This window comes from Ruegeria sp. AO1, assembly GCF_056535985.1.
The window spans coordinates 3383285-3401127 of the sequence record NZ_JBQFJC010000001.1 but is presented as its reverse complement, the minus strand read 5'-3'; the positions used below and the strand labels follow the sequence as shown (position 1 = coordinate 3401127).

18 protein-coding genes are annotated in these 17843 nt (G+C 56.6%); 9 read left to right on the top strand and 9 right to left on the bottom strand.

Translation table 11 applies throughout. The annotated features are described in order from the left end of the window. Nucleotides 1-23: 23 nt before the first annotated feature. The 4 genes from dnaQ to ACR3FB_RS16930 are packed head-to-tail and all read right to left on the bottom strand — an operon-like array spanning nt 24 to nt 2758. The gene (gene dnaQ / locus ACR3FB_RS16945) at nt 24-746 is read right to left on the bottom strand and encodes a DNA polymerase III subunit epsilon (RefSeq protein WP_425084058.1); all 723 of its coding nucleotides are present in this window, start codon (nt 744-746) and stop codon (nt 24-26) included. Further along, nucleotides 739-1332 (bottom strand): dephospho-CoA kinase, encoded by a 594-nt coding sequence (coaE, locus tag ACR3FB_RS16940; RefSeq protein WP_480566038.1) that lies wholly within the window; start codon nt 1330-1332, stop codon nt 739-741. The genes dnaQ and coaE overlap by 8 nt, the downstream gene beginning before the upstream one ends. Beyond that, complete coding sequence (locus ACR3FB_RS16935; protein ID WP_480566040.1) at nt 1329-2162, bottom strand: shikimate dehydrogenase; 834 nt, start codon at nt 2160-2162, stop codon at nt 1329-1331. The genes coaE and ACR3FB_RS16935 overlap by 4 nt, the downstream gene beginning before the upstream one ends. Beyond that, the gene (locus ACR3FB_RS16930; RefSeq protein ID WP_480566042.1) at nt 2159-2758 is read right to left on the bottom strand and encodes a Maf family protein; all 600 of its coding nucleotides are present in this window, start codon (nt 2756-2758) and stop codon (nt 2159-2161) included. Before ACR3FB_RS16930 ends, ACR3FB_RS16935 begins: the two co-directional genes overlap by 4 nt. A 404-nt stretch (nt 2759-3162) precedes the next feature. Between ACR3FB_RS16930 and ACR3FB_RS16925 the strand changes: the two genes are divergently transcribed. From ACR3FB_RS16925 to ACR3FB_RS16895, 7 genes are all read left to right on the top strand, one after another. After that, nucleotides 3163-3612, top strand: a complete 450-nt coding sequence (locus ACR3FB_RS16925) for a CopD family protein (RefSeq protein WP_480566044.1) — start codon at nt 3163-3165, stop codon at nt 3610-3612. Nucleotides 3613-3747: 135 nt separating this feature from the next. After that, the gene (rho, locus tag ACR3FB_RS16920; RefSeq protein ID WP_170462843.1) at nt 3748-5019 is read left to right on the top strand and encodes a transcription termination factor Rho; all 1272 of its coding nucleotides are present in this window, start codon (nt 3748-3750) and stop codon (nt 5017-5019) included. 30 nt (nt 5020-5049) lie between these two features. Continuing rightward, on the top strand, nt 5050-6336 hold the full coding sequence (gene mnmE, locus ACR3FB_RS16915; protein ID WP_480566046.1) for a tRNA uridine-5-carboxymethylaminomethyl(34) synthesis GTPase MnmE: 1287 nt from the start codon (nt 5050-5052) through the stop codon (nt 6334-6336). A gap of 12 nt (nt 6337-6348) precedes the next feature. Beyond that, nucleotides 6349-8217, top strand: a complete 1869-nt coding sequence (gene mnmG, locus ACR3FB_RS16910; RefSeq protein ID WP_480566048.1) for a tRNA uridine-5-carboxymethylaminomethyl(34) synthesis enzyme MnmG — start codon at nt 6349-6351, stop codon at nt 8215-8217. Next, nucleotides 8214-8825, top strand: a complete 612-nt coding sequence (gene rsmG / locus ACR3FB_RS16905) for a 16S rRNA (guanine(527)-N(7))-methyltransferase RsmG (RefSeq protein ID WP_170380204.1) — start codon at nt 8214-8216, stop codon at nt 8823-8825. Before mnmG ends, rsmG begins: the two co-directional genes overlap by 4 nt. Next, nucleotides 8818-9621, top strand: coding sequence for a ParA family protein (locus tag ACR3FB_RS16900; protein ID WP_170380205.1), 804 nt, complete (start codon nt 8818-8820; stop codon nt 9619-9621). The genes rsmG and ACR3FB_RS16900 overlap by 8 nt, the downstream gene beginning before the upstream one ends. Nucleotides 9622-9641: 20 nt before the next feature. Next, nucleotides 9642-10538, top strand: a complete 897-nt coding sequence (locus ACR3FB_RS16895) for a ParB/RepB/Spo0J family partition protein (protein WP_480566050.1) — start codon at nt 9642-9644, stop codon at nt 10536-10538. On the opposite strand, the gene ACR3FB_RS16890 is transcribed toward ACR3FB_RS16895, so the two are convergent. The 4 genes from ACR3FB_RS16890 to rph are packed head-to-tail and all read right to left on the bottom strand — an operon-like array spanning nt 10528 to nt 13353. Then, nucleotides 10528-10881: a YbaN family protein gene (locus ACR3FB_RS16890; RefSeq protein WP_480566052.1), complete on the bottom strand. Its 354-nt coding sequence runs from the start codon at nt 10879-10881 to the stop codon at nt 10528-10530. The genes ACR3FB_RS16895 and ACR3FB_RS16890 overlap by 11 nt on opposite strands. A gap of 3 nt (nt 10882-10884) precedes the next feature. Continuing rightward, complete coding sequence (hemW, locus tag ACR3FB_RS16885; RefSeq protein WP_480566054.1) at nt 10885-12039, bottom strand: radical SAM family heme chaperone HemW; 1155 nt, start codon at nt 12037-12039, stop codon at nt 10885-10887. Next, nucleotides 12029-12643 (bottom strand): RdgB/HAM1 family non-canonical purine NTP pyrophosphatase, encoded by a 615-nt coding sequence (rdgB, locus tag ACR3FB_RS16880; RefSeq protein WP_480566056.1) that lies wholly within the window; start codon nt 12641-12643, stop codon nt 12029-12031. The genes hemW and rdgB overlap by 11 nt, the downstream gene beginning before the upstream one ends. Continuing rightward, nucleotides 12640-13353, bottom strand: a complete 714-nt coding sequence (rph, locus tag ACR3FB_RS16875) for a ribonuclease PH (protein ID WP_170412685.1) — start codon at nt 13351-13353, stop codon at nt 12640-12642. The genes rdgB and rph overlap by 4 nt, the downstream gene beginning before the upstream one ends. Nucleotides 13354-13465: 112 nt before the next feature. Between rph and hrcA the strand changes: the two genes are divergently transcribed. Then, nucleotides 13466-14530: a heat-inducible transcriptional repressor HrcA gene (hrcA, locus tag ACR3FB_RS16870; RefSeq protein WP_170380211.1), complete on the top strand. Its 1065-nt coding sequence runs from the start codon at nt 13466-13468 to the stop codon at nt 14528-14530. A gap of 10 nt (nt 14531-14540) precedes the next feature. Next, nucleotides 14541-15104 carry a nucleotide exchange factor GrpE gene (locus ACR3FB_RS16865; RefSeq protein ID WP_170470713.1) on the top strand — a complete coding sequence of 188 codons (564 nt, stop codon included), beginning with the start codon at nt 14541-14543 and terminating at the stop codon, nt 15102-15104. A 58-nt stretch (nt 15105-15162) separates the two neighbouring features. Here ACR3FB_RS16865 and mutS read toward each other — a convergent pair whose 3' ends face one another. Next, complete coding sequence (gene mutS / locus ACR3FB_RS16860) at nt 15163-17775, bottom strand: DNA mismatch repair protein MutS (RefSeq protein WP_480566300.1); 2613 nt, start codon at nt 17773-17775, stop codon at nt 15163-15165. Between the last annotated feature and the right edge of the window lie 68 nt (nt 17776-17843).

Genomic DNA, 17843 nt, shown 5'->3' with positions numbered 1-17843 from the left:
CCCTTGACCCGTGCCTGACCGGATCAGGCGCGGGTCCACAGGGCGCTTTCGCCCAGTTTCTCGACAAATGCCTCATGCGCTGCGCGCTCATCCTCGGTGATCCGGGATGGCAGCGGCGTTGCGCGCGGTGTCGGACGCCAGTCATCTGCCCCACCCACGCCGGACGCGGCTGAGGTGGACAGGCCGAAATCCGGTTGCCGTCCGCCGATCAGCTCCAGATAAACCTCGGCGAGGATCTCCGAGTCCAAAAGCGCGCCGTGCAGCACTCGGTTCGAGTTGTCGATATTGAACCGCCGGCACAGCGCATCCAACGATGCCGGAGAGCCCGGAAACCGTTTGCGCGCAATGGCGAGCGTATCGAGTGCTTGATCCATCGGAATCGGCGGCAGGCCCATCCATTTCAACTCGGCGTTCAGGAACTTCATGTCGAAGGAGGCGTTGTGGATCACCAGTTTCGCGTCGCCAACAAAATCGCGAAACCCTTGACCGACCTTGGCAAAAACCGGTTTGTCTTTCAGCGTCACCTCACCCTTTTCGGGCGGGCGCGGGGTTTCCAGCAGGTCAGGGCCGATGCCATGTACGCCAAACGCCTCTTCCGGCATGCCGCGTTCGGGGTTGATATAGACATGATAGGTCTCGCCCGTGGCCACGTGGTTCCAAAGCTCGACTGCGCCGATCTCGACGATCCGGTCACCGCTTTCAGGATCAAAGCCCGTGGTTTCGGTATCGAGTACAATCTCACGCATCTGCCATCCCCGTCCGTATCTGCCTGATCACATCCTGCACCTGCGCGCGGGCATGGTCCAGTGTGTCGGTTTCAATCAAATAGTCTGAGCGCGCGCATTTCTCGTCATTCGGCATTTGCTTGGCGCGGATCTGTTCGAACTGCGCTTCGGACATTGTACCGCGTTCCATCACGCGGCGTTTTTGTTCATCAGGCGATACCCGAACGCAGGCGACCGCATCCATCGCGGCCTCACCCCCCGTTTCGAACAGAAGGGGGATGTCGAACACCAGAATATCGGCCACGGCACTTTCGCGAAACGAGGCGCGATCTGCAGCGACCAGAGGGTGAACGATCCCTTCGATCCGTTTCAACGCAGAACTGTCTTCGGAGATAATCTGTTTCAAAGCGTCGCGGCTAACTGCGCCTTCTACGACAGCCGACGGAAAGACCTCACCCATCGGCCCAACTGCCGCGCCACCTTTGGCATAGAGACGATGCACCGCTGCATCCGCATCCCAAAGCGCGCAGCCTTCATCGACGAACATCTGCGCCGTGGTGCTTTTGCCCATCCCGATCGAGCCTGTCAGGCCTAGCGCAAACCTCATGCCAGCACGGCCGCGCGCAAATCGTCATTGACCTCGGGGCGCACGCCGAACCAGCGTTCAAAGCCCGGCACTGCCTGATGCAGCAACATGCCCAGCCCATCGACCACGGTGCATCCTGCCTCTTCCGCTGTTTCCAACAAGTTGGTCTTGAGCGGCGCGTAGACCAGATCGGTCACCACGGCGCCCGGCTGCAACCCATCCAATGGCACCCGCAGTTCGGGCTGACCTTGCATGCCCAGAGATGTCGTGTTGACCACAAGCTCGGCGTTTTCGATCACGTTTCCGGCCTGAACCCAATCCACAACGGTGATGCGCTGGCCGAATTCTTCTTTCAGATGATCGGCACGGGTGCGGGTGCGGTTGGTCAGCAGAATCTCGGGCACACCCGCATCCGCCAGCGCCTGCAACACCGCGCGTGCTGCTCCGCCTGCACCAAAGACAACGGCTGGGCCATCCTTGGCGTTCCAATCCGGTGCGCCGGCGCGCAGGTTCTCCATGAACCCGTATCCATCGGTGTTGTCCGCATGGATCGAGCCGTCCTTGCGGAAAACCAGCGTATTCGCGGCCCCGATCACGGTCGCCCGGTCCGAGACATGGTCTGCAATACGCAAGGCAGCCTCTTTATGCGGTACCGTCACGTTGGTTCCTACAAAACCGGCCTTGGGCAGAGTGCGCAGGACGGTCTCCAGATCAGCCGGGGCGACATCCATGGGAACATAGTGCCCATCCAGCCCGTAGGTCTTCAGCCAATGCCCATGCAATTTGGGCGAGCGGGAATGACCCACCGGGTGCCCGATCACTCCGGCAAGAGGAATCTTGTGGTCCGTCATTGATCAATCACCCCTTTGACAGCCAGATAGTTGAGCAGCTCCAACAGTGGCATACCCAAAACGTTAAAGTAATCACCGTCAATGGTCGCGAACAGGCGCACGCCTTCTTCCTCAAGCTTATATGCGCCCACCGCGTGGCGGATGCTGTCCCAATTGCGGTCGACATAGTCGCGCAGGTAGGCATCCGAGCTCATCCGCATCCGCAGGCGCACCTGGCCGACATGGCGCCAGATCGGCTCACCATCCTGATAGATCACTGCCGCGGAAAGCAACATGTGCCGCTTGCCCCGCATCATCTTCAACTGGGCAAAGGCATCCTCGGGCGTCTGAGGTTTCGACAGCAGCTGCCCGTCGAATTCCAGAACCTGATCGCAGCCCAGCACCATCGCTCCGGGCGTCTTGTCACTCACCTTGCGCGCTTTCATTTCCGCCAGCGCATCGGCAATGTCACGCGGCGAGGCGCCCTCAGTCAGCAAGGCGCGCTTTATGCTATCCTCGTCCACGCGCGCGATCTGAACAGAGAAAGGCACGCCTGCATTTTCCAGCAATTGCGCGCGAATAGAGGATCCTGAGGCCAGGACGATGGGGACAGACATGTGGACAACCCCGTGGGCAAATCGTTGAGCGGTCTTGGACGCTTTGTATGGTTTTCAGATTGACACGCAAGCCCGGGAATTTCGCGAAAAACTTCCCTGAGTCGCTCAAACATCATCCAATCGGGGTAAGGATAACTTGGAAACGGCGGATAACCGGGAAATCTGGATTTGTTCAGGGTGTTATCCCCAGATACATCCTCGGAATTCAGAATTAAGTTACTGTTTTTTATGTATTATTTTGGAAGTTCACAGAATCACTCAAATCTCGTGCAAAACTGTCCACTTGGGGAAAACCAAAGGGTAAAAAAGTAATCCACGGATTTTACCCACCCTACAAAACCATCTTTCTTTCTTCTTTCTTATTTTTTTATTAGGGAGAGTTCCGAGCAACGCCCGGAGCCAAAATGACTGATCTTCTTTTCACGATTTACCCGTGGGTGAAGTCCCTTCATATCATGGCGGTGATTTCGTGGATGGCAGGACTGTTCTACCTTCCCCGTCTGTTCGTCTATCACGTAGAAAAGGCGCAAGCAGTTAACGGGGCGGAAACCATCTTCTTTGAAATGGAAGAAAAGCTGCTCCGCGTGATCATGCGCCCTGCGATGATCGCAGCCTGGGTCTGTGGTCTGATCATGGTGTTCACGCCCGGTATCGTCGGCTGGGATTTTGCGTGGCCGTGGCTTAAAGGCGCAGCCGTGATTGGCATGACCTGGTTTCATCATTGGCTGATGGCCCGCCGCAAGGACTTCGCTGAGGGGCGAAATAAGCTCACTGGGCGGCAGTATCGCATGATGAACGAGGTTCCGACCGTTCTGATGGTTGTCATCGTTCTGGCGGTCATTCTGAAGTTCTGAGGGCCATTCAAGCACGGGCCTGTTTGACTCCGTAGATCGACGCAACTATGTAGGGATCAACACGCCCGTCCGGGCGGCGTATTTTCCGTACTAAAATTCCACTTCGAACCGCAATCCGCGGTGAAGGTATGCATCATGTCCAATGAATCCCTGAATCTGGCCGATCTGAAAGCCAAGAGCCCCAAAGACCTTCTGGCGATGGCCGAAGAGCTGGAGATCGAAAACGCCTCGACCATGCGTAAAGGCGAGATGATGTTCCAGATCCTGCGCGAACGCGCGGATGAGGGCTGGACTGTTGGCGGTGACGGTGTTCTGGAAGTGCTGCAAGACGGCTTCGGCTTCCTGCGCTCGCCCGAGGCGAACTATCTGCCGGGTCCAGACGACATTTACGTCTCGCCTGACATGATCCGTCAGCACTCGCTGCGTACCGGTGATACCGTTGAAGGCGAAATCAAAGCGCCCGACGATAGCGAGCGGTATTTTGCGCTGACCAAGGTCACCAAGATCAACTTCGAAGATCCTGAGAAGGCCAAGCACAAAATCCTGTTCGACAACCTGACGCCGCTCTACCCGGATGAGCGTCTGAAGATGGAGATCGAAGATCCCACCATCAAGGACAAGTCGGCCCGTGTGATCGACCTGGTCTCTCCTATCGGTAAAGGCCAGCGGTCGCTGATCGTGGCGCCTCCGCGGACCGGTAAAACGGTGATCCTGCAGAACATCGCGCACTCGATCGAACAGAACCACCCGGAGTGTTATCTGATTGTCCTGCTGATCGACGAACGCCCGGAAGAGGTGACCGACATGCAGCGCTCGGTGAAGGGTGAGGTTGTGTCCTCAACCTTCGACGAACCTGCAACGCGCCACGTGGCCGTGTCCGAGATGGTGATCGAAAAAGCTAAGCGGTTGGTCGAACATAAACGAGATGTTGTTATTCTTCTCGACTCAATCACAAGACTTGGTAGGGCGTTTAACACTGTGGTCCCATCCTCGGGTAAAGTTCTGACCGGTGGTGTGGATGCAAATGCTCTGCAACGGCCTAAGCGGTTCTTTGGTGCGGCGCGGAACATCGAAGAAGGTGGTTCACTGACTATTATCGCGACTGCTCTGATCGATACCGGCAGCCGGATGGACGAAGTCATCTTCGAAGAATTCAAAGGCACTGGTAACTCGGAAATTGTTCTGGATCGTAAGATCGCAGACAAACGCGTGTTCCCGGCCATCGATATTCTCAAATCCGGTACCCGGAAAGAGGATCTGCTGGTCGACAAGGGCGATCTGGCCAAAACCTTCGTTCTGCGCCGCATCCTCAACCCGATGGGGACCACCGATGCAATCGAGTTCCTGTTGTCCAAGTTGAAACAGACGAAGACAAACGGCGAGTTCTTCGATTCGATGAACACCTGACACAGGTCTTAACTGACGCGAGGCCTTCGAATGGATACGATATTCGCCTTGGCCAGCGCGCAAGGCAAAGCAGGGGTGGCGGTCATCCGCCTCTCTGGTCCTGACGCGCATCGTGCGGCGGCTGGGATGACCGGCGGCGCGCTTCCGGCGCGTGGGATGTCACTGCGGGTTTTGCGGGATGCTGACGGGGCTCGTCTGGATGATGGGCTGGTTTTGACGTTTAAGGCTCCGGCCAGCTTCACCGGTGAAGATTTGGCAGAGCTTCAGATTCACGGAAGTACGGCCTCGGTCAATGCTGTCATGCGCTGCTTGTCGGAAACGGACGGTCTGCGCCTTGCTGATCCGGGAGAGTTCACCCGCCGCGCGTTGGAAAACGGCAAGATGGATTTGGCCCAGGTCGAAGGCCTTGCCGATTTGATCGACGCCGAGACAGAAGCCCAACGGAAACAGGCGCAAACGATTCTCGCTGGTGAGTTGGGAAACCTGGCCGAGCGATGGAGGAGGGACCTGATCCGAGCCGCCTCTCTGTTGGAGGCCGTAATCGACTTTGCCGATGAAGAGATTCCAACCGACGTCACCCCTGAGGTGCGCGAGCTGATCTCGGGCGTCATGGCTGATTTGAAGCGCGAAGCAGATGGGGTTCAGATCGCGGAACGCATCCGAACTGGGTTCGAAGTTGCAATCGTCGGCCTTCCCAACGCGGGCAAGTCTACCTTGCTGAATGCTTTGGCTGGGCGAGACGCTGCAATTACATCAGAATATGCAGGTACAACTCGGGACGTCATTGAAGTCCGAATGGATCTGGCAGGACTTCCGGTGACACTTCTGGACACCGCCGGGCTACGCGACACCGATGACCACGTCGAAAGCCTTGGTATCGCACTGGCTAAGAAACGCGCTGAAGCTGCCGATCTGCGTGTGTTCCTGTCTGACGAACCGTTGCATCTTGGTGTAGATATTCAGCCGGATGATATTCAGGTGGCACCGAAAGCGGATCTTCGTAGTCCCCAAGTCGGTGGTGTTTCCGGGAAAACGGGTCAGGGGATTGATCAGCTGATATCCAACATATCGCGTGTGCTGAGTAATCGTACCACTAGCCATGGTATAGCGACACGAGAACGCCATCGCATTGCATTGACTAAAGCACTGGACGCTCTGACTGCGGCAATGTCGGTTCTGGAATCAGGTCCGGACCTGTATGATATAGCAGCAGAAGAGATGCGCACTGCGATCCGCGCACTTGAATCTTTGGTGGGCAGAATAGGTGTCGAGGATCTGTTAGATGAAATATTCTCGAGCTTCTGTCTGGGAAAATAAGGAGTGTTTCACGTGAAACATTCAGACTTCGATGTAGTCGTCATTGGCGCGGGGCACGCGGGCACCGAGGCTGCACATGCTGCGGCCAGAATGGGCGTTTCGACAGCATTGGTCACGCTATCTGCAGCAGATATCGGTGTGATGTCGTGCAATCCTGCAATCGGAGGATTGGGTAAAGGCCACTTGGTTCGCGAGATAGATGCTTTGGACGGCGTCATGGGACGTGTTGCAGACCAAGCAGGGATCCAGTTCCGGCTACTAAACCGCCGAAAAGGGCCAGCGGTTCAAGGCCCAAGGACGCAAGCGGACAGGTCGCTTTACCGAGCAGCGATGCAAAAGGTAACGGATAGGCAAGGGAACCTGTCAGTTATTGTTGGCGAAGTCGTAGACTTTCTGATGAATCAGGATCGAGTAGCAGGCGTTAGGTTGGGCGACGGATCAGAAATCTCGGCAAAGTCGGTCATTCTTACTTCCGGCACGTTCCTTCGAGGCGTGATTCACATCGGAGACGTCTCACGACCCGGAGGTCGCATGGGAGATCGCCCTTCCGTGAGGCTGGCGGAACGTTTGGACGCATATGATCTTCCGACGGGACGTTTGAAAACGGGAACCCCACCGAGGCTAGATGGACGTACCATAGATTGGTCAGGGTTGGAACGTCAGGACGGTGACGACGAACCAACCTTGTTCTCGTTCCTGTCGACTTCAGTTGTTGCGCCGCAGATTTCGTGTGGGATTACCCATACGAACGCTCAGACACATGAAATAATTGAAAAGAACCTAAGCAAGTCAGCGATGTATGGTGGGCATATAGATGGCGTTGGCCCAAGATATTGCCCGTCGATCGAAGACAAGATTGTTCGGTTTGCAGAGAAAGACTCGCATCAGATCTTTCTTGAACCCGAAGGGGTGAATGATCACACGATTTACCCCAACGGTATTTCAACGTCTCTGCCGCAGGATGTGCAGCTACAATATGTTCGTTCGATAAAAGGTCTGGAGAATGCTGATATTCTTCAACCCGGTTACGCCATCGAGTACGACTATATAGACCCCCGTGTCCTATCAGCGACTTTGGCCTTGCCCGAGATTCCAGGCCTATATTTAGCGGGTCAGATCAACGGAACCACAGGATATGAGGAAGCTGCCGCTCAGGGTATGGTTGCTGGTCTCAATGCGGCTTTGGCTGTTCAAGGTAAAGACCCGATCCATTTCACCCGCGCCGATAGCTATATCGGTGTCATGATAGATGATCTTACCACCCGAGGCGTTGCAGAACCGTATCGGATGTTCACCTCTCGTGCAGAGTTCAGATTGTCACTTCGAGCAGATAATGCAGATCAGCGTTTGACGCCTATTGGATTGCAGTTGGGTTGCGTTGGAAGCGGACGTCGACAAGCTTTCACAAAAAAGATGGACAAATTGAACGACGCGAAATCGCTTCTGAGCGATAGAACCTATACGCCGAAAGAGGTTTTGGCTGCTGGTGTCAATGTTAATCAGGACGGGAATAGGCGTGATGGAATGGCGATTTTGGCTTTTCCGGATGTGGCTTTTGAGGACCTGCTGCCCTTGATACCCGAACTGGACACGGTGACGCCAGAAATCCGGCTTCAGGTCGCTAGGGATGCGCTATACGCAAACTACATCGCACGACAGCAGCGGGATGTCGAAGCGATGAAGAGGGATGAATCCTATCAGATTCCCAGGGATTTCGACTATTTTGCTTTAGATGGCCTTTCATCTGAAATGAAGCAAAAGCTGTCTCAGGCAAAACCCGGAAATATTGCCCAGGCCAGTAGGGTAGAAGGCGTTACTCCCGCGGCCTTGACCTTGGTTTTGGCAAAACTTCGGCGCGATCAAAAAGTTAAGCAAGCATGAAGCCTGAATTTTCCAAGTTTGATGTTTCACGTGAAACATTCGACAGACTGGATGTGTATGTGGAGCTGGTGAAACGCTGGAATCCCAAAATTAACCTGGTCTCAAAGAACAGTCTGGAGGATATCTGGGATCGACATATTCTGGATTCCGTCCAGGTATTCCGGTGTGCAACGGCTGCAGATACCTGGGTTGATATCGGAACCGGAGGCGGATTTCCGGGGATGGTGTGTGCGATTATGGCATTGGAAGAGTCACCCAATACCCGTTTCCAATTTGTTGAAAGCGATCAGAGGAAATCGGCTTTTCTAAGGAACGTTGCCCGCGAATGTGGTGTGACGTGCCAGGTCATTTCAAAACGAATCGAATCTGTTGATCCACTAGCAGCTGATATTCTATCGGCTCGCGCTTTGGCAGATCTGCGTACATTATTATCCTTTTGTGACAGGCATTTAAGCGAAAAAGGCACTGCTTTGTTGCCGAAAGGCGCGAACTGGAAAAAAGAACTGTCAGAGGCTCAGGAAGAATGGAATTTCGATGTTGAGCCGATTACAAGTTTAACAGAGCCCCAAGCCGTAATCCTTAAAATCAAAGGAGTATCTCGTGGTTGATCTTTCTCGTCCTTCAGGGCCCCGGATAATTGCGGTTGCCAATCAGAAGGGCGGAGTTGGGAAAACCACGACAGCGATAAATCTGGCTGCGGGTCTGGCCGAAGCTGGCTGCCGGGTTCTGGTTGTTGATCTCGATCCGCAGGGCAACGCGTCGACTGGATTAGGTGTCGAAGATCGAGATTGGACCACTTATGATCTTATTTTGGACGACGCACCGCTAGAGGCGGTCATACAAGAGACTGAGATAGGTGGCCTTTTCGTCATTCCCGCCACTGTCGATCTGAGCTCGGCGGATATCGAACTCATCTCAAATGAAAAACGCAGCTACTTGTTGCATGACGCATTGCGACAAACCTCAATAGATGGATTCGAGCTGGATTTTGTTTTGATTGATTGCCCACCGTCCTTGAACCTGCTGACGGTGAACGCGATGGTAGCCTCGCATTCGGTTCTCGTTCCATTGCAGAGTGAATTCTTTGCTCTGGAGGGTTTGTCTCAGCTGATGCTGACGATTCGAGAGGTTCGTCAAACGGCGAATCCAGATCTGAGAATCGAAGGTATTGTGTTGACCATGTATGACAACCGCAACAACTTGTCCCGTCAGGTCGAGAAAGACGCACGTGACAATTTGGGTGAGATGGTTTTTAAGACCAAGATACCCAGAAATGTGCGGGTCAGTGAGGCACCATCTTACGCGTTGCCAGTTTTGCAATATGACTCGGGCTCGCTTGGGGCAATGGCATATCGCCATCTGGCCCGCGAAGTCATGCACAAGAACAACAAAGTCGCTGCTTAAGCGACAATGAGGAGGGCGACATGAGCGCCAAAAAAGCGAAACCCAGGGGTCTTGGTCGTGGTCTGTCGGCCCTTATGGCGGATGTCACGCAGGAAACGGATGGACGCTCACCAGCTGAGCCGCGCCGGCCAGATATGACGGTTCCCATCGAAAAGCTGAAGGCGAACCCAAACCAGCCGCGCCGGACTTTCCAGCCTGAACAACTGGATGAGTTGGCATCCTCGGTTAAGGAAAAGGGAATCATCCAACCATTGATCGTGCGGTCGATCGGTGCCGGAGAGTATGAAATCGTTGCGGGGGAACGCCGTTGGCGCGCCGCGCAAATGGCGCAACTGCATGATATTCCAGTCATTGTTCGCGATTTTGATGATACCGAGGTTCTGGAAGTCGCGATTATCGAGAACATCCAGCGGGCGGACCTGAATTCCGTCGAAGAAGCGGCTGGTTACAAGCAGCTCATGGATCGTTTCGGCCACACGCAGGAGAAACTGGCCGAGGCTTTGGGTAAAAGTCGCAGCCATATCGCTAACCTCTTGCGGCTTTTATCTCTACCGATGGATGTGCAAGCCCTTGTGATAGAAGGGAAATTGTCCGCGGGCCATGCACGAGCTTTGATCACAGCCGAGAATCCATCCGAGCTGGCCAAGCAGGTCGTGAAAGAGGGGCTTTCGGTGCGAGCCACAGAAGCCCTGGTGAAAAAGCAACAGCAGGATACAGGAGATCGTCCCGCACCGAGGTCTCGGGATCTGAATGCAGGCAAAGATGCAGATACCCGCGCATTGGAGAAAGACCTCTCAGCCATCTTGGCTATGAAGGTTGCAATCAACCACAAGGCGGGGACGGAAACGGGTCAGGTTGTGTTGAACTATGAAAACCTGGATCAGTTGGACGATCTTTGCGCTAAGCTCAGCCGTTAGGGCGGGTCCAGATAAAGATCATGACGCCGCTCAGAACCACGGCCTGAATAATCAGGACGTAGGACGGTAAAGACAGCAGAACCGAGATGCCAAATACGGCGGCGACCGACACGGTGGCCGCCTTTTTTGCGCTCGGGCGGATCGCGCCGGAGCTTTGCCAATCGATAATCATCGGACCAAAGACCTGATGTGTTAGAAGCCAATTGTGTAGCCGGGAGGATGAGCGGGCAAAGAAAAACGCGGCCAGCAGCAGAAAGGGAACGGTTGGGAGCAGGGGCAAAACCACTCCGACCATGGCGAGCACGACGCAGAGCAAACCAAGACCGGCCCAAAGGTACTGCATCGGTTACTCCAACAACTCGCGGATCACCGCGTTCAGAACGGCACGCCCGTCTTTGGTTGCCTTCAGATGCGTGTCTGACAGCTCTACCATGCCAAGGTCGGTGAGAGAGTCGAGCTTGTCATTGGGGAGAGGATGACCGGAGAGAGTGCTAAACCTCTCCATATCTAGGCCTTCAATTAATCGCAGACACATCATAAGGTATTCGGTTGCCTGTTCCACCGGAAGAACCTCGGTTCGATCACTTTCTCCGGATCCGTTGGAAACCGCATTTAGCCAGGTATTTGGCGACAAATGGGTTTCCGTCGCGAATTTACGTCCGTTCAAAGTGACACGACCATGCGCGCCGGGTCCGATACCAACATAGTCGCCATAGCGCCAATAGATCTGGTTGTGCCGCGACTGGGCGCCGGGGCGGGCATGGTTGGAGACCTCATAGGCGGGCAGGCCGTTAGCCTCACAGATCTCTTGCGTGGCCAGATACATATCGGCGGCGTGGTCATCCTCGGGCAGACCGCGCAATTTACCGACCGCGTAGCGATCCCCAAAGGCGGTGCCCTCCTCGATTGTCAGTTGATAGAGAGATAGGTGATCGACAGCCATCGACAGTGCTTCGGTCAACTCGGCCTGCCAAGCTTCAAGGGTTTGATGTTGGCGCGCGTAGATCAAATCAAAGCTGACGCGGTCGAAACAGGCGCGGGCGATGTCGAAAGCGGTGCGTGCTTCGGAGACGGTGTGGACGCGACCCAAGCGGCGAAGGTCTTCATCGTTCAGCGCCTGCACACCCATCGAAATCCGATTGACGCCAGAGTCACGATAGGCGGCAAAGCGCCCGGCCTCGACCGAGCCGGGGTTGGCCTCGAGCGATATTTCCATGTCGTTGGCGGGCCGCCAGAGGCTGCGGGCCTCGTCAATGACGGCTGCAACGGTGTCGGGGTTCATCAGTGACGGGGTGCCACCACCAAAGAAGATCGTATTGAGAACCCTATCGGGCGTTTCACTGGCTGATCGGCGCAGTTCGGCTAGATAGGAATCAAGCCATTGTTTTTGATCAATATTTTTAGAAACATGGCTGTTGAAATCGCAATAGGGGCACTTGGCCTCGCAAAAGGGCCAATGCACGTACAGGCCAAAGCCCCCATTGCGCCAATCATCCGCCAAAGCAGCCCTTCACGAACATCTCCACCGCGCGGCCGCGATGGCTGATCTTGTTCTTTTCCCAACGATCCATCTCGGCAAAGGTAATGTCGTGGCCTTCGGGGACAAACATAGGGTCATACCCGAAGCCGTCCTTGCCGCGGATTGGCCAGACGAGATGACCAGGCGCGATGCCTTCGAACACTTCGTCATGACCGTCGGGCCAGGCCAGAACCAATGTGCAGCGAAATTGCGCGGTGCGCGGGTGAGGAGCGTTCTTGGCCTCTAGTTCGTCATGTGCACGGGTCATGGCCATCATGAAATCGCGGCCATTGTCGGTTTCGGCCCAGTCGGCCGTATAGACGCCCGGCGCACCGTCCAGCGCGTCGACGGTGATCCCGGAATCGTCCGACAGGGCAGGCAGGCCGGTGGCCTTGGCGGCAGCATGCGCTTTGATCCGGGCATTGCCGACGAAGGTATCTTCAGTCTCGTCTGGTTCGGGCAGGTTCATCTCTGCCGCGCCGACCACGGTCACGCCAAAGGGGTTGAGGAGATGTGCCATCTCCTCAAGCTTGCCTTTGTTATGCGTGGCGACCAGCAGTCTGTCGCCGTCGAACTTGCGGGTCATGCGGTGGCTGCCTTTTGGGCCGCAGCCAGCTCACCCACGCCTTTTTCGGCCAGATCCATCAGTTGATCCATCTGCGCGCGGCTGAAGACCGAGCCTTCGGCGCTCATCTGGACTTCGATCAGTTTGCCCGAGCCGGTCATGATGAAGTTGCCGTCCACGCCCGCCTCGCTGTCTTCGGGGTAGTCGAGGTCCAGAACCGGCTGACCGGCGTAAATTCCGCAAGAAACAGCCGCAACAGGGTCTACCAAGGGATCCGAGATCACATCGCCTGCCTTCATCAGCTTGTTCACGGCCAGACGCAGCGCCACCCAGCCGCCGGTAATCGAGGCGCAGCGGGTGCCGCCATCCGCCTGGATGACATCGCAATCGACGGTGATTTGACGTTCGCCCAAAGCAACCCGGTCGACGCCAGCACGTAGGGCGCGACCGATCAGGCGCTGGATTTCTACGGTACGACCACCTTGCTTGCCCGAGGCCGCCTCACGCCGCATCCGGGTGTTGGTTGCGCGGGGTAGCATGCCGTATTCGGCGGTGACCCAGCCAAGGCCCGAACCTTTGATGAAGGGCGGCACGCGATCCTCGATCGTGGCAGTACACAGCACATGGGTGTCGCCCATCTTGATCAAGCAAGACCCTTCGGCATGTTTGGTAAAGCCCGTCTCGATTGAAACGGCGCGCATTTCATTTAGATCACGTCCTGAGGGTCGCATGGGAATTCCTTTGTTTGCTGGGTTGGGGATAACGTCCTGCGGCATTACGATGCAACCCCGATTGACCTTTCATTTACCTGCGATTTAATGGCAATCCAGCAGGGGACCAAGAATGAGCGAAGCCAGCAGAATTCTGTCAGAGATGAACGACCGGTCGCGTGAGGTGTTTCGGCTGATCGTTGAAAGTTATCTGGAAAGCGGTGAGCCGGTGGGAAGCCGCACCCTGACGCGGACTCTCTCAGAAAAAGTCAGTGCCGCGACCGTGCGCAATGTGATGCAGGATCTCGAGTTTCTGGGTTTGCTTGACAGCCCCCACGTGTCTGCGGGGCGGATTCCGACGCAACAGGGGCTAAGGATGTTCGTGGACGGTTTGCTTGAGGTCGGCGATCTGGGCGCCGATGATCGGCAGAAACTGGATGAGACTTTAGGCTCTAACGCAGGCGATGTTGGCGGAATGCTTGATCGCGTGGGCTCGGCCTTGTCACACGTGACACATGGCGCGTCACTGGTTCTGACGCCAAAACACGAGGCCGAGATCAAGCATATCGAGTTTGTTTCCTTGGCGCATGACCGCGCGCTGGTGGTTCTGGTGTTCTCGGACGGGCATGTCGAAAACCGGCTTTTCACGCCGCCGCCGGGTCAGACGCCCAGTTCGATGCGAGAGGCGGCGAATTTCCTCAATGCACTGATCGAGGGGCGAACCCTCAGCGAGGTGCGCCGTCAGATGCTGTCGCAGATTGATGCGCGCAAACAAGAGATCGACATTCTGGCCCGCGAGATGGTGGAGAGCGGGATTGCGGCCTGGGACGGGGATGGAAGCGACTCAGCCCGTCTGATCGTACGCGGTCGGGCGAATCTTTTGGCGGATTCGGGCGAGGCCGAGGAGTTGGACCGTATTCGCACCCTGTTCGATGATCTGGAACGTAAGCGCGACATTGCCGAATTCCTTGAATTGACCGAGGAAGGTGAGGGTGTGCGCATTTTTATTGGGTCAGAGAACAAACTTTTCTCACTTTCGGGTTCCTCTTTGGTGGTGTCTCCTTATATGAACGCTGATCGTAAGATAATTGGTGCGGTTGGGGTCATCGGACCCACACGTTTGAATTATGGACGGATCGTGCCGATCGTGGATTATACGGCGCAACTGGTCGGCAAGCTGATATCCGACCGGAGCTAGAGGGTAAGAGATGGCAGAGCCCAAGAACGAAGAATTTCTGGACGACATCATGGCGGCCGAAGCGGAAGAATTGGCCGAAGAGTTCGCTGAGATCAGCGACGAGGCGCTGGAACTGGATGAGTTGCGCGCCGAGCGGGATGACTACAAAGACAAGTTCATGCGCGCTTTGGCTGACGCGGAAAACGCGCGCAAGCGTGGTGACAAGGCCCGTCGGGACGCGGAACAATATGGTGGGTCGAAACTGGCCCGCGACATGCTGCCGGTCTACGACAACATGAAGCGCGCGCTTGAGGCTGCGACCGATGAGCAGAAAGAAGTGGCTGCTGGTTTGCTGGAAGGTGTTGAGCTGACCATGCGTGCACTGAAGGATGTGTTCCAGAAGCACGGGATCGAAGTGATCACGCCTGAGGTTGGGGATCGGTTCGATCCGAATGTGCATGAGGCGATGTTTGAAGCTCCGGTGCCGGGAACGCGCGCGGGGGACATCATTCAGGTGTCTGCTGAAGGGTTCATGTTGCACGACCGTTTGCTGCGCCCGGCGCAGGTTGGCGTGTCGTCGACACCTGCGAGCTGATTGGCCTCTGCGAGGCCAAGCCTCCGGCGGAGGTATTTTTGAACAGAAGAAGGGGCGGTCAGGATTTGGCCGCCTCTTTTAGTTTGTAGATCAGGTCGAGGGCTTCGCGCGGGGTCAATTCGTCTGGCAGGATGTCGTTCAGCATGTCTGCGACCGGTGAGGCTTTCGGTGCAGGCGGCGGCGGTGGCGCGGCTGAAAAAAGCGGGAGGTCGTCGATTAGGGATTTTTGTTTACCACCCTCACGCTCGGTTTTTTCCAGTTGATCCAATAGGATGCGGGCACGTTCGACGACTGAGGCAGGCAGGCCCGCCAGCTGGGCGACTTGTACGCCATAGGACCGGTCGGCGGCGCCTTTGTGGACCTCGTGCAGGAAGATGACCTCACCTTCCCATTCCTTCACGGCGACGGTGGCGTTTTCGACGCCTTTAAGCTTTCCAGCAAGCGCGGTGAGTTCGTGGTAATGCGTGGCAAACAAGGCGCGGCATTGGTTGGCGGCGTGCAGGTGCTCTAATGTGGCCCAGGCGATGGAGAGGCCGTCATAGGTGGCGGTGCCGCGACCGATTTCATCCAGAATGACCAGTGCGCGGTCGTCGGCCTGGTTCAGAATGGCGGCCGTTTCGACCATTTCGACCATGAAGGTCGAGCGACCTCGGGCCAGATCGTCAGAGGCTCCGACGCGGCTGAAAAGCTGGCTGATAAGGCCGATATGGGCCTGTTCCGCAGGGACGTAGCTGCCCATTTGGGCCAGTAGGGCGATCAGAGCGTTCTGGCGGAGGAAGGTTGATTTACCGGCCATGTTGGGACCGGTCAACAACCAAATGGCGGCTCCGTCTTCGGCACTGAGATCGCAGTCATTTGCGACGAATGCGTCGCCGCTTTGCTGGCGCAGCGCGTGTTCGACCACCGGGTGACGTCCGCCCTGAACCTCAAAGGCGCGCGAGGTGTCGACCTGTGGGCGACACCAATTCTCACCGCGCGCAAGATCGGCCAGCGCGGTGGTTAGATCCAGCTCGGCCAGTCCTCTGGCGGCTTGGTTGAGGCGGGCGGCGAGGGCCAAAATTTCGTCAGAAAGCCTTTTATAGAGCCTCTTTTCAATCTCAAGCGCCAAGTTTCCAGCATTCAAGATACGGCTTTCGATTTCCGAGAGTTCGACGGTGGTAAACCGCACCTGGTTGGCGGTGGTTTGACGATGGATATAGGTCTCGGAGAATGGCGGGTTCAGCATCTTCTCGGCATGGGTGGCCGTGGTTTCGATGAAATAGCCCAGCACGTTGTTGTGCTTGATCTTCAGCGAGGTGATGCCGGTGTGTTCCGCATATTTCTGCTGAAACCCGGCGATGACGGATCGTCCTTCGTCGCGCAGGGTGCGTGCTTCGTCAAGTTCGGGGTCAAAGCTGGGGGCGATGAAACCTCCGTCGCGGGCCAGCAGGGGCGGTTCGGCCACCAAAGCCTCATCCAGCAGGTTCAGGAGGTCGTCGAAGCCAACAAGGTTTTGCAAGGCAGTTGCCAGCAGGACCGGAAGATTCTGCCCTTCGCAAATGCCTGCAATTGCAGCGGCTTGGGTCAGGCCGTTGCGGATGGCGGCCAGATCGCGAGGCCCGCCACGTTCAAGCGACAGGCGAGACAGGGCGCGGTACAGATCGGGGGTTTTGCGCAGGGCCTCGCGCAGGTCCGAGGCGATCAGGCTGTCTTCGGCGGTAAAGCCGACCGCGTCGAGACGGGCATGGATCACATCCAAATTGCGGGACGGGCTTGAGAGGCGCTGTTCCAGCAACCGTGCCCCGCCCGGCGTGACTGTGCGGTCAACAACCGACAACAACGATCCGGCGCGACCGCCCGACAGGGATCGGGTCAACTCCAGATTACGCCGCGTGGCGGCGTCGATCTGCACCACGCGGTCTTCGGATTCCTTCAAGGGTGTTTGCAGCAGGGGCAGTTTGCCCTTCTGCGTGATCTCAAGATAGTCGATCAGGGCACCCATGGCCGACACTTCGGCCCGTCCAAAGGAGCCGAACGCCTCCAGCGCGCCCACGTGAAACAGCCCGCAGATGCGTTTTTCCGCCGCGGTACTGTCGAAACTGGCCCGTCCAACAGGCGTCAGCGAGATTCCCAGATCGCGGACGGTTTCGTTTAGCGATTGCTCCATCCCATCGGCAACGATCAACTCGGATGGCGCCAAACGTGCCAACTCTGGGCTGAGGCGCACGGAGGTCAAAGGCATCACGTGAAACGCCCCGGTCGAGATATCGGCCCAGGCGAGTGCGGCCTCATCACGGACCTCGGCATATGTGGCCAGAAAGTTGTGGCGGCGGGCTTCCAGCAGGGCGTCTTCGGTCAGCGTGCCGGGCGTTACCAGACGCACGACATCGCGCCTTACCACCGATTTAGAGCCTCTTTTCTTCGCTTCAGCCGGGCTTTCCATCTGTTCGCAGACGGCCACGCGAAACCCTTTGCGGATGAGGGTCAGCAAATAGCCCTCAGCCGCGTGAACCGGGACACCGCACATCGGGATATCGTCGCCATTGTGTTTGCCGCGCTTGGTCAGAGCGATGTCCAGCGCTTCGGCGGCGTTGACGGCGTCCTCAAAAAACATCTCGTAGAAATCGCCCATGCGGTAGAACAGCAGGGCGTCGGCATGGGCCTCCTTGATCTCGAGATACTGCGCCATCATCGGCGTGACTGTGGACAAAAGCGGCCCCCTTCTGGCGTGTTCCGGACGTGACCTTACAAATCCCCCAT

What these genes read in the sequence shown, in the direction of transcription:
- coaE (WP_480566038.1), bottom strand. Translation starts at nt 1,332, where the DNA reads ATGAGGTTTGCGCTAGGCCTGACAGGCTCGATCGGGATGGGCAAAAGC.
- ACR3FB_RS16925 (WP_480566044.1), top strand. Translation starts at nt 3,163, where the DNA reads ATGACTGATCTTCTTTTCACGATTTACCCGTGGGTGAAGTCCCTTCAT.
- ACR3FB_RS16935 (WP_480566040.1), bottom strand. Translation starts at nt 2,162, where the DNA reads ATGACGGACCACAAGATTCCTCTTGCCGGAGTGATCGGGCACCCGGTG.
- mnmE (WP_480566046.1), top strand. Translation starts at nt 5,050, where the DNA reads ATGGATACGATATTCGCCTTGGCCAGCGCGCAAGGCAAAGCAGGGGTG.
- ACR3FB_RS16895 (WP_480566050.1), top strand. Translation starts at nt 9,642, where the DNA reads ATGAGCGCCAAAAAAGCGAAACCCAGGGGTCTTGGTCGTGGTCTGTCG.
- rdgB (WP_480566056.1), bottom strand. Translation starts at nt 12,643, where the DNA reads ATGACCCGCAAGTTCGACGGCGACAGACTGCTGGTCGCCACGCATAAC.
- ACR3FB_RS16890 (WP_480566052.1), bottom strand. Translation starts at nt 10,881, where the DNA reads ATGCAGTACCTTTGGGCCGGTCTTGGTTTGCTCTGCGTCGTGCTCGCC.
- dnaQ (WP_425084058.1), bottom strand. Translation starts at nt 746, where the DNA reads ATGCGTGAGATTGTACTCGATACCGAAACCACGGGCTTTGATCCTGAA.
- rho (WP_170462843.1), top strand. Translation starts at nt 3,748, where the DNA reads ATGTCCAATGAATCCCTGAATCTGGCCGATCTGAAAGCCAAGAGCCCC.
- ACR3FB_RS16930 (WP_480566042.1), bottom strand. Translation starts at nt 2,758, where the DNA reads ATGTCTGTCCCCATCGTCCTGGCCTCAGGATCCTCTATTCGCGCGCAA.
- mutS (WP_480566300.1), bottom strand. Translation starts at nt 17,775, where the DNA reads ATGATGGCGCAGTATCTCGAGATCAAGGAGGCCCATGCCGACGCCCTG.
- hrcA (WP_170380211.1), top strand. Translation starts at nt 13,466, where the DNA reads ATGAGCGAAGCCAGCAGAATTCTGTCAGAGATGAACGACCGGTCGCGT.
- rsmG (WP_170380204.1), top strand. Translation starts at nt 8,214, where the DNA reads ATGAAGCCTGAATTTTCCAAGTTTGATGTTTCACGTGAAACATTCGAC.
- rph (WP_170412685.1), bottom strand. Translation starts at nt 13,353, where the DNA reads ATGCGACCCTCAGGACGTGATCTAAATGAAATGCGCGCCGTTTCAATC.
- ACR3FB_RS16865 (WP_170470713.1), top strand. Translation starts at nt 14,541, where the DNA reads ATGGCAGAGCCCAAGAACGAAGAATTTCTGGACGACATCATGGCGGCC.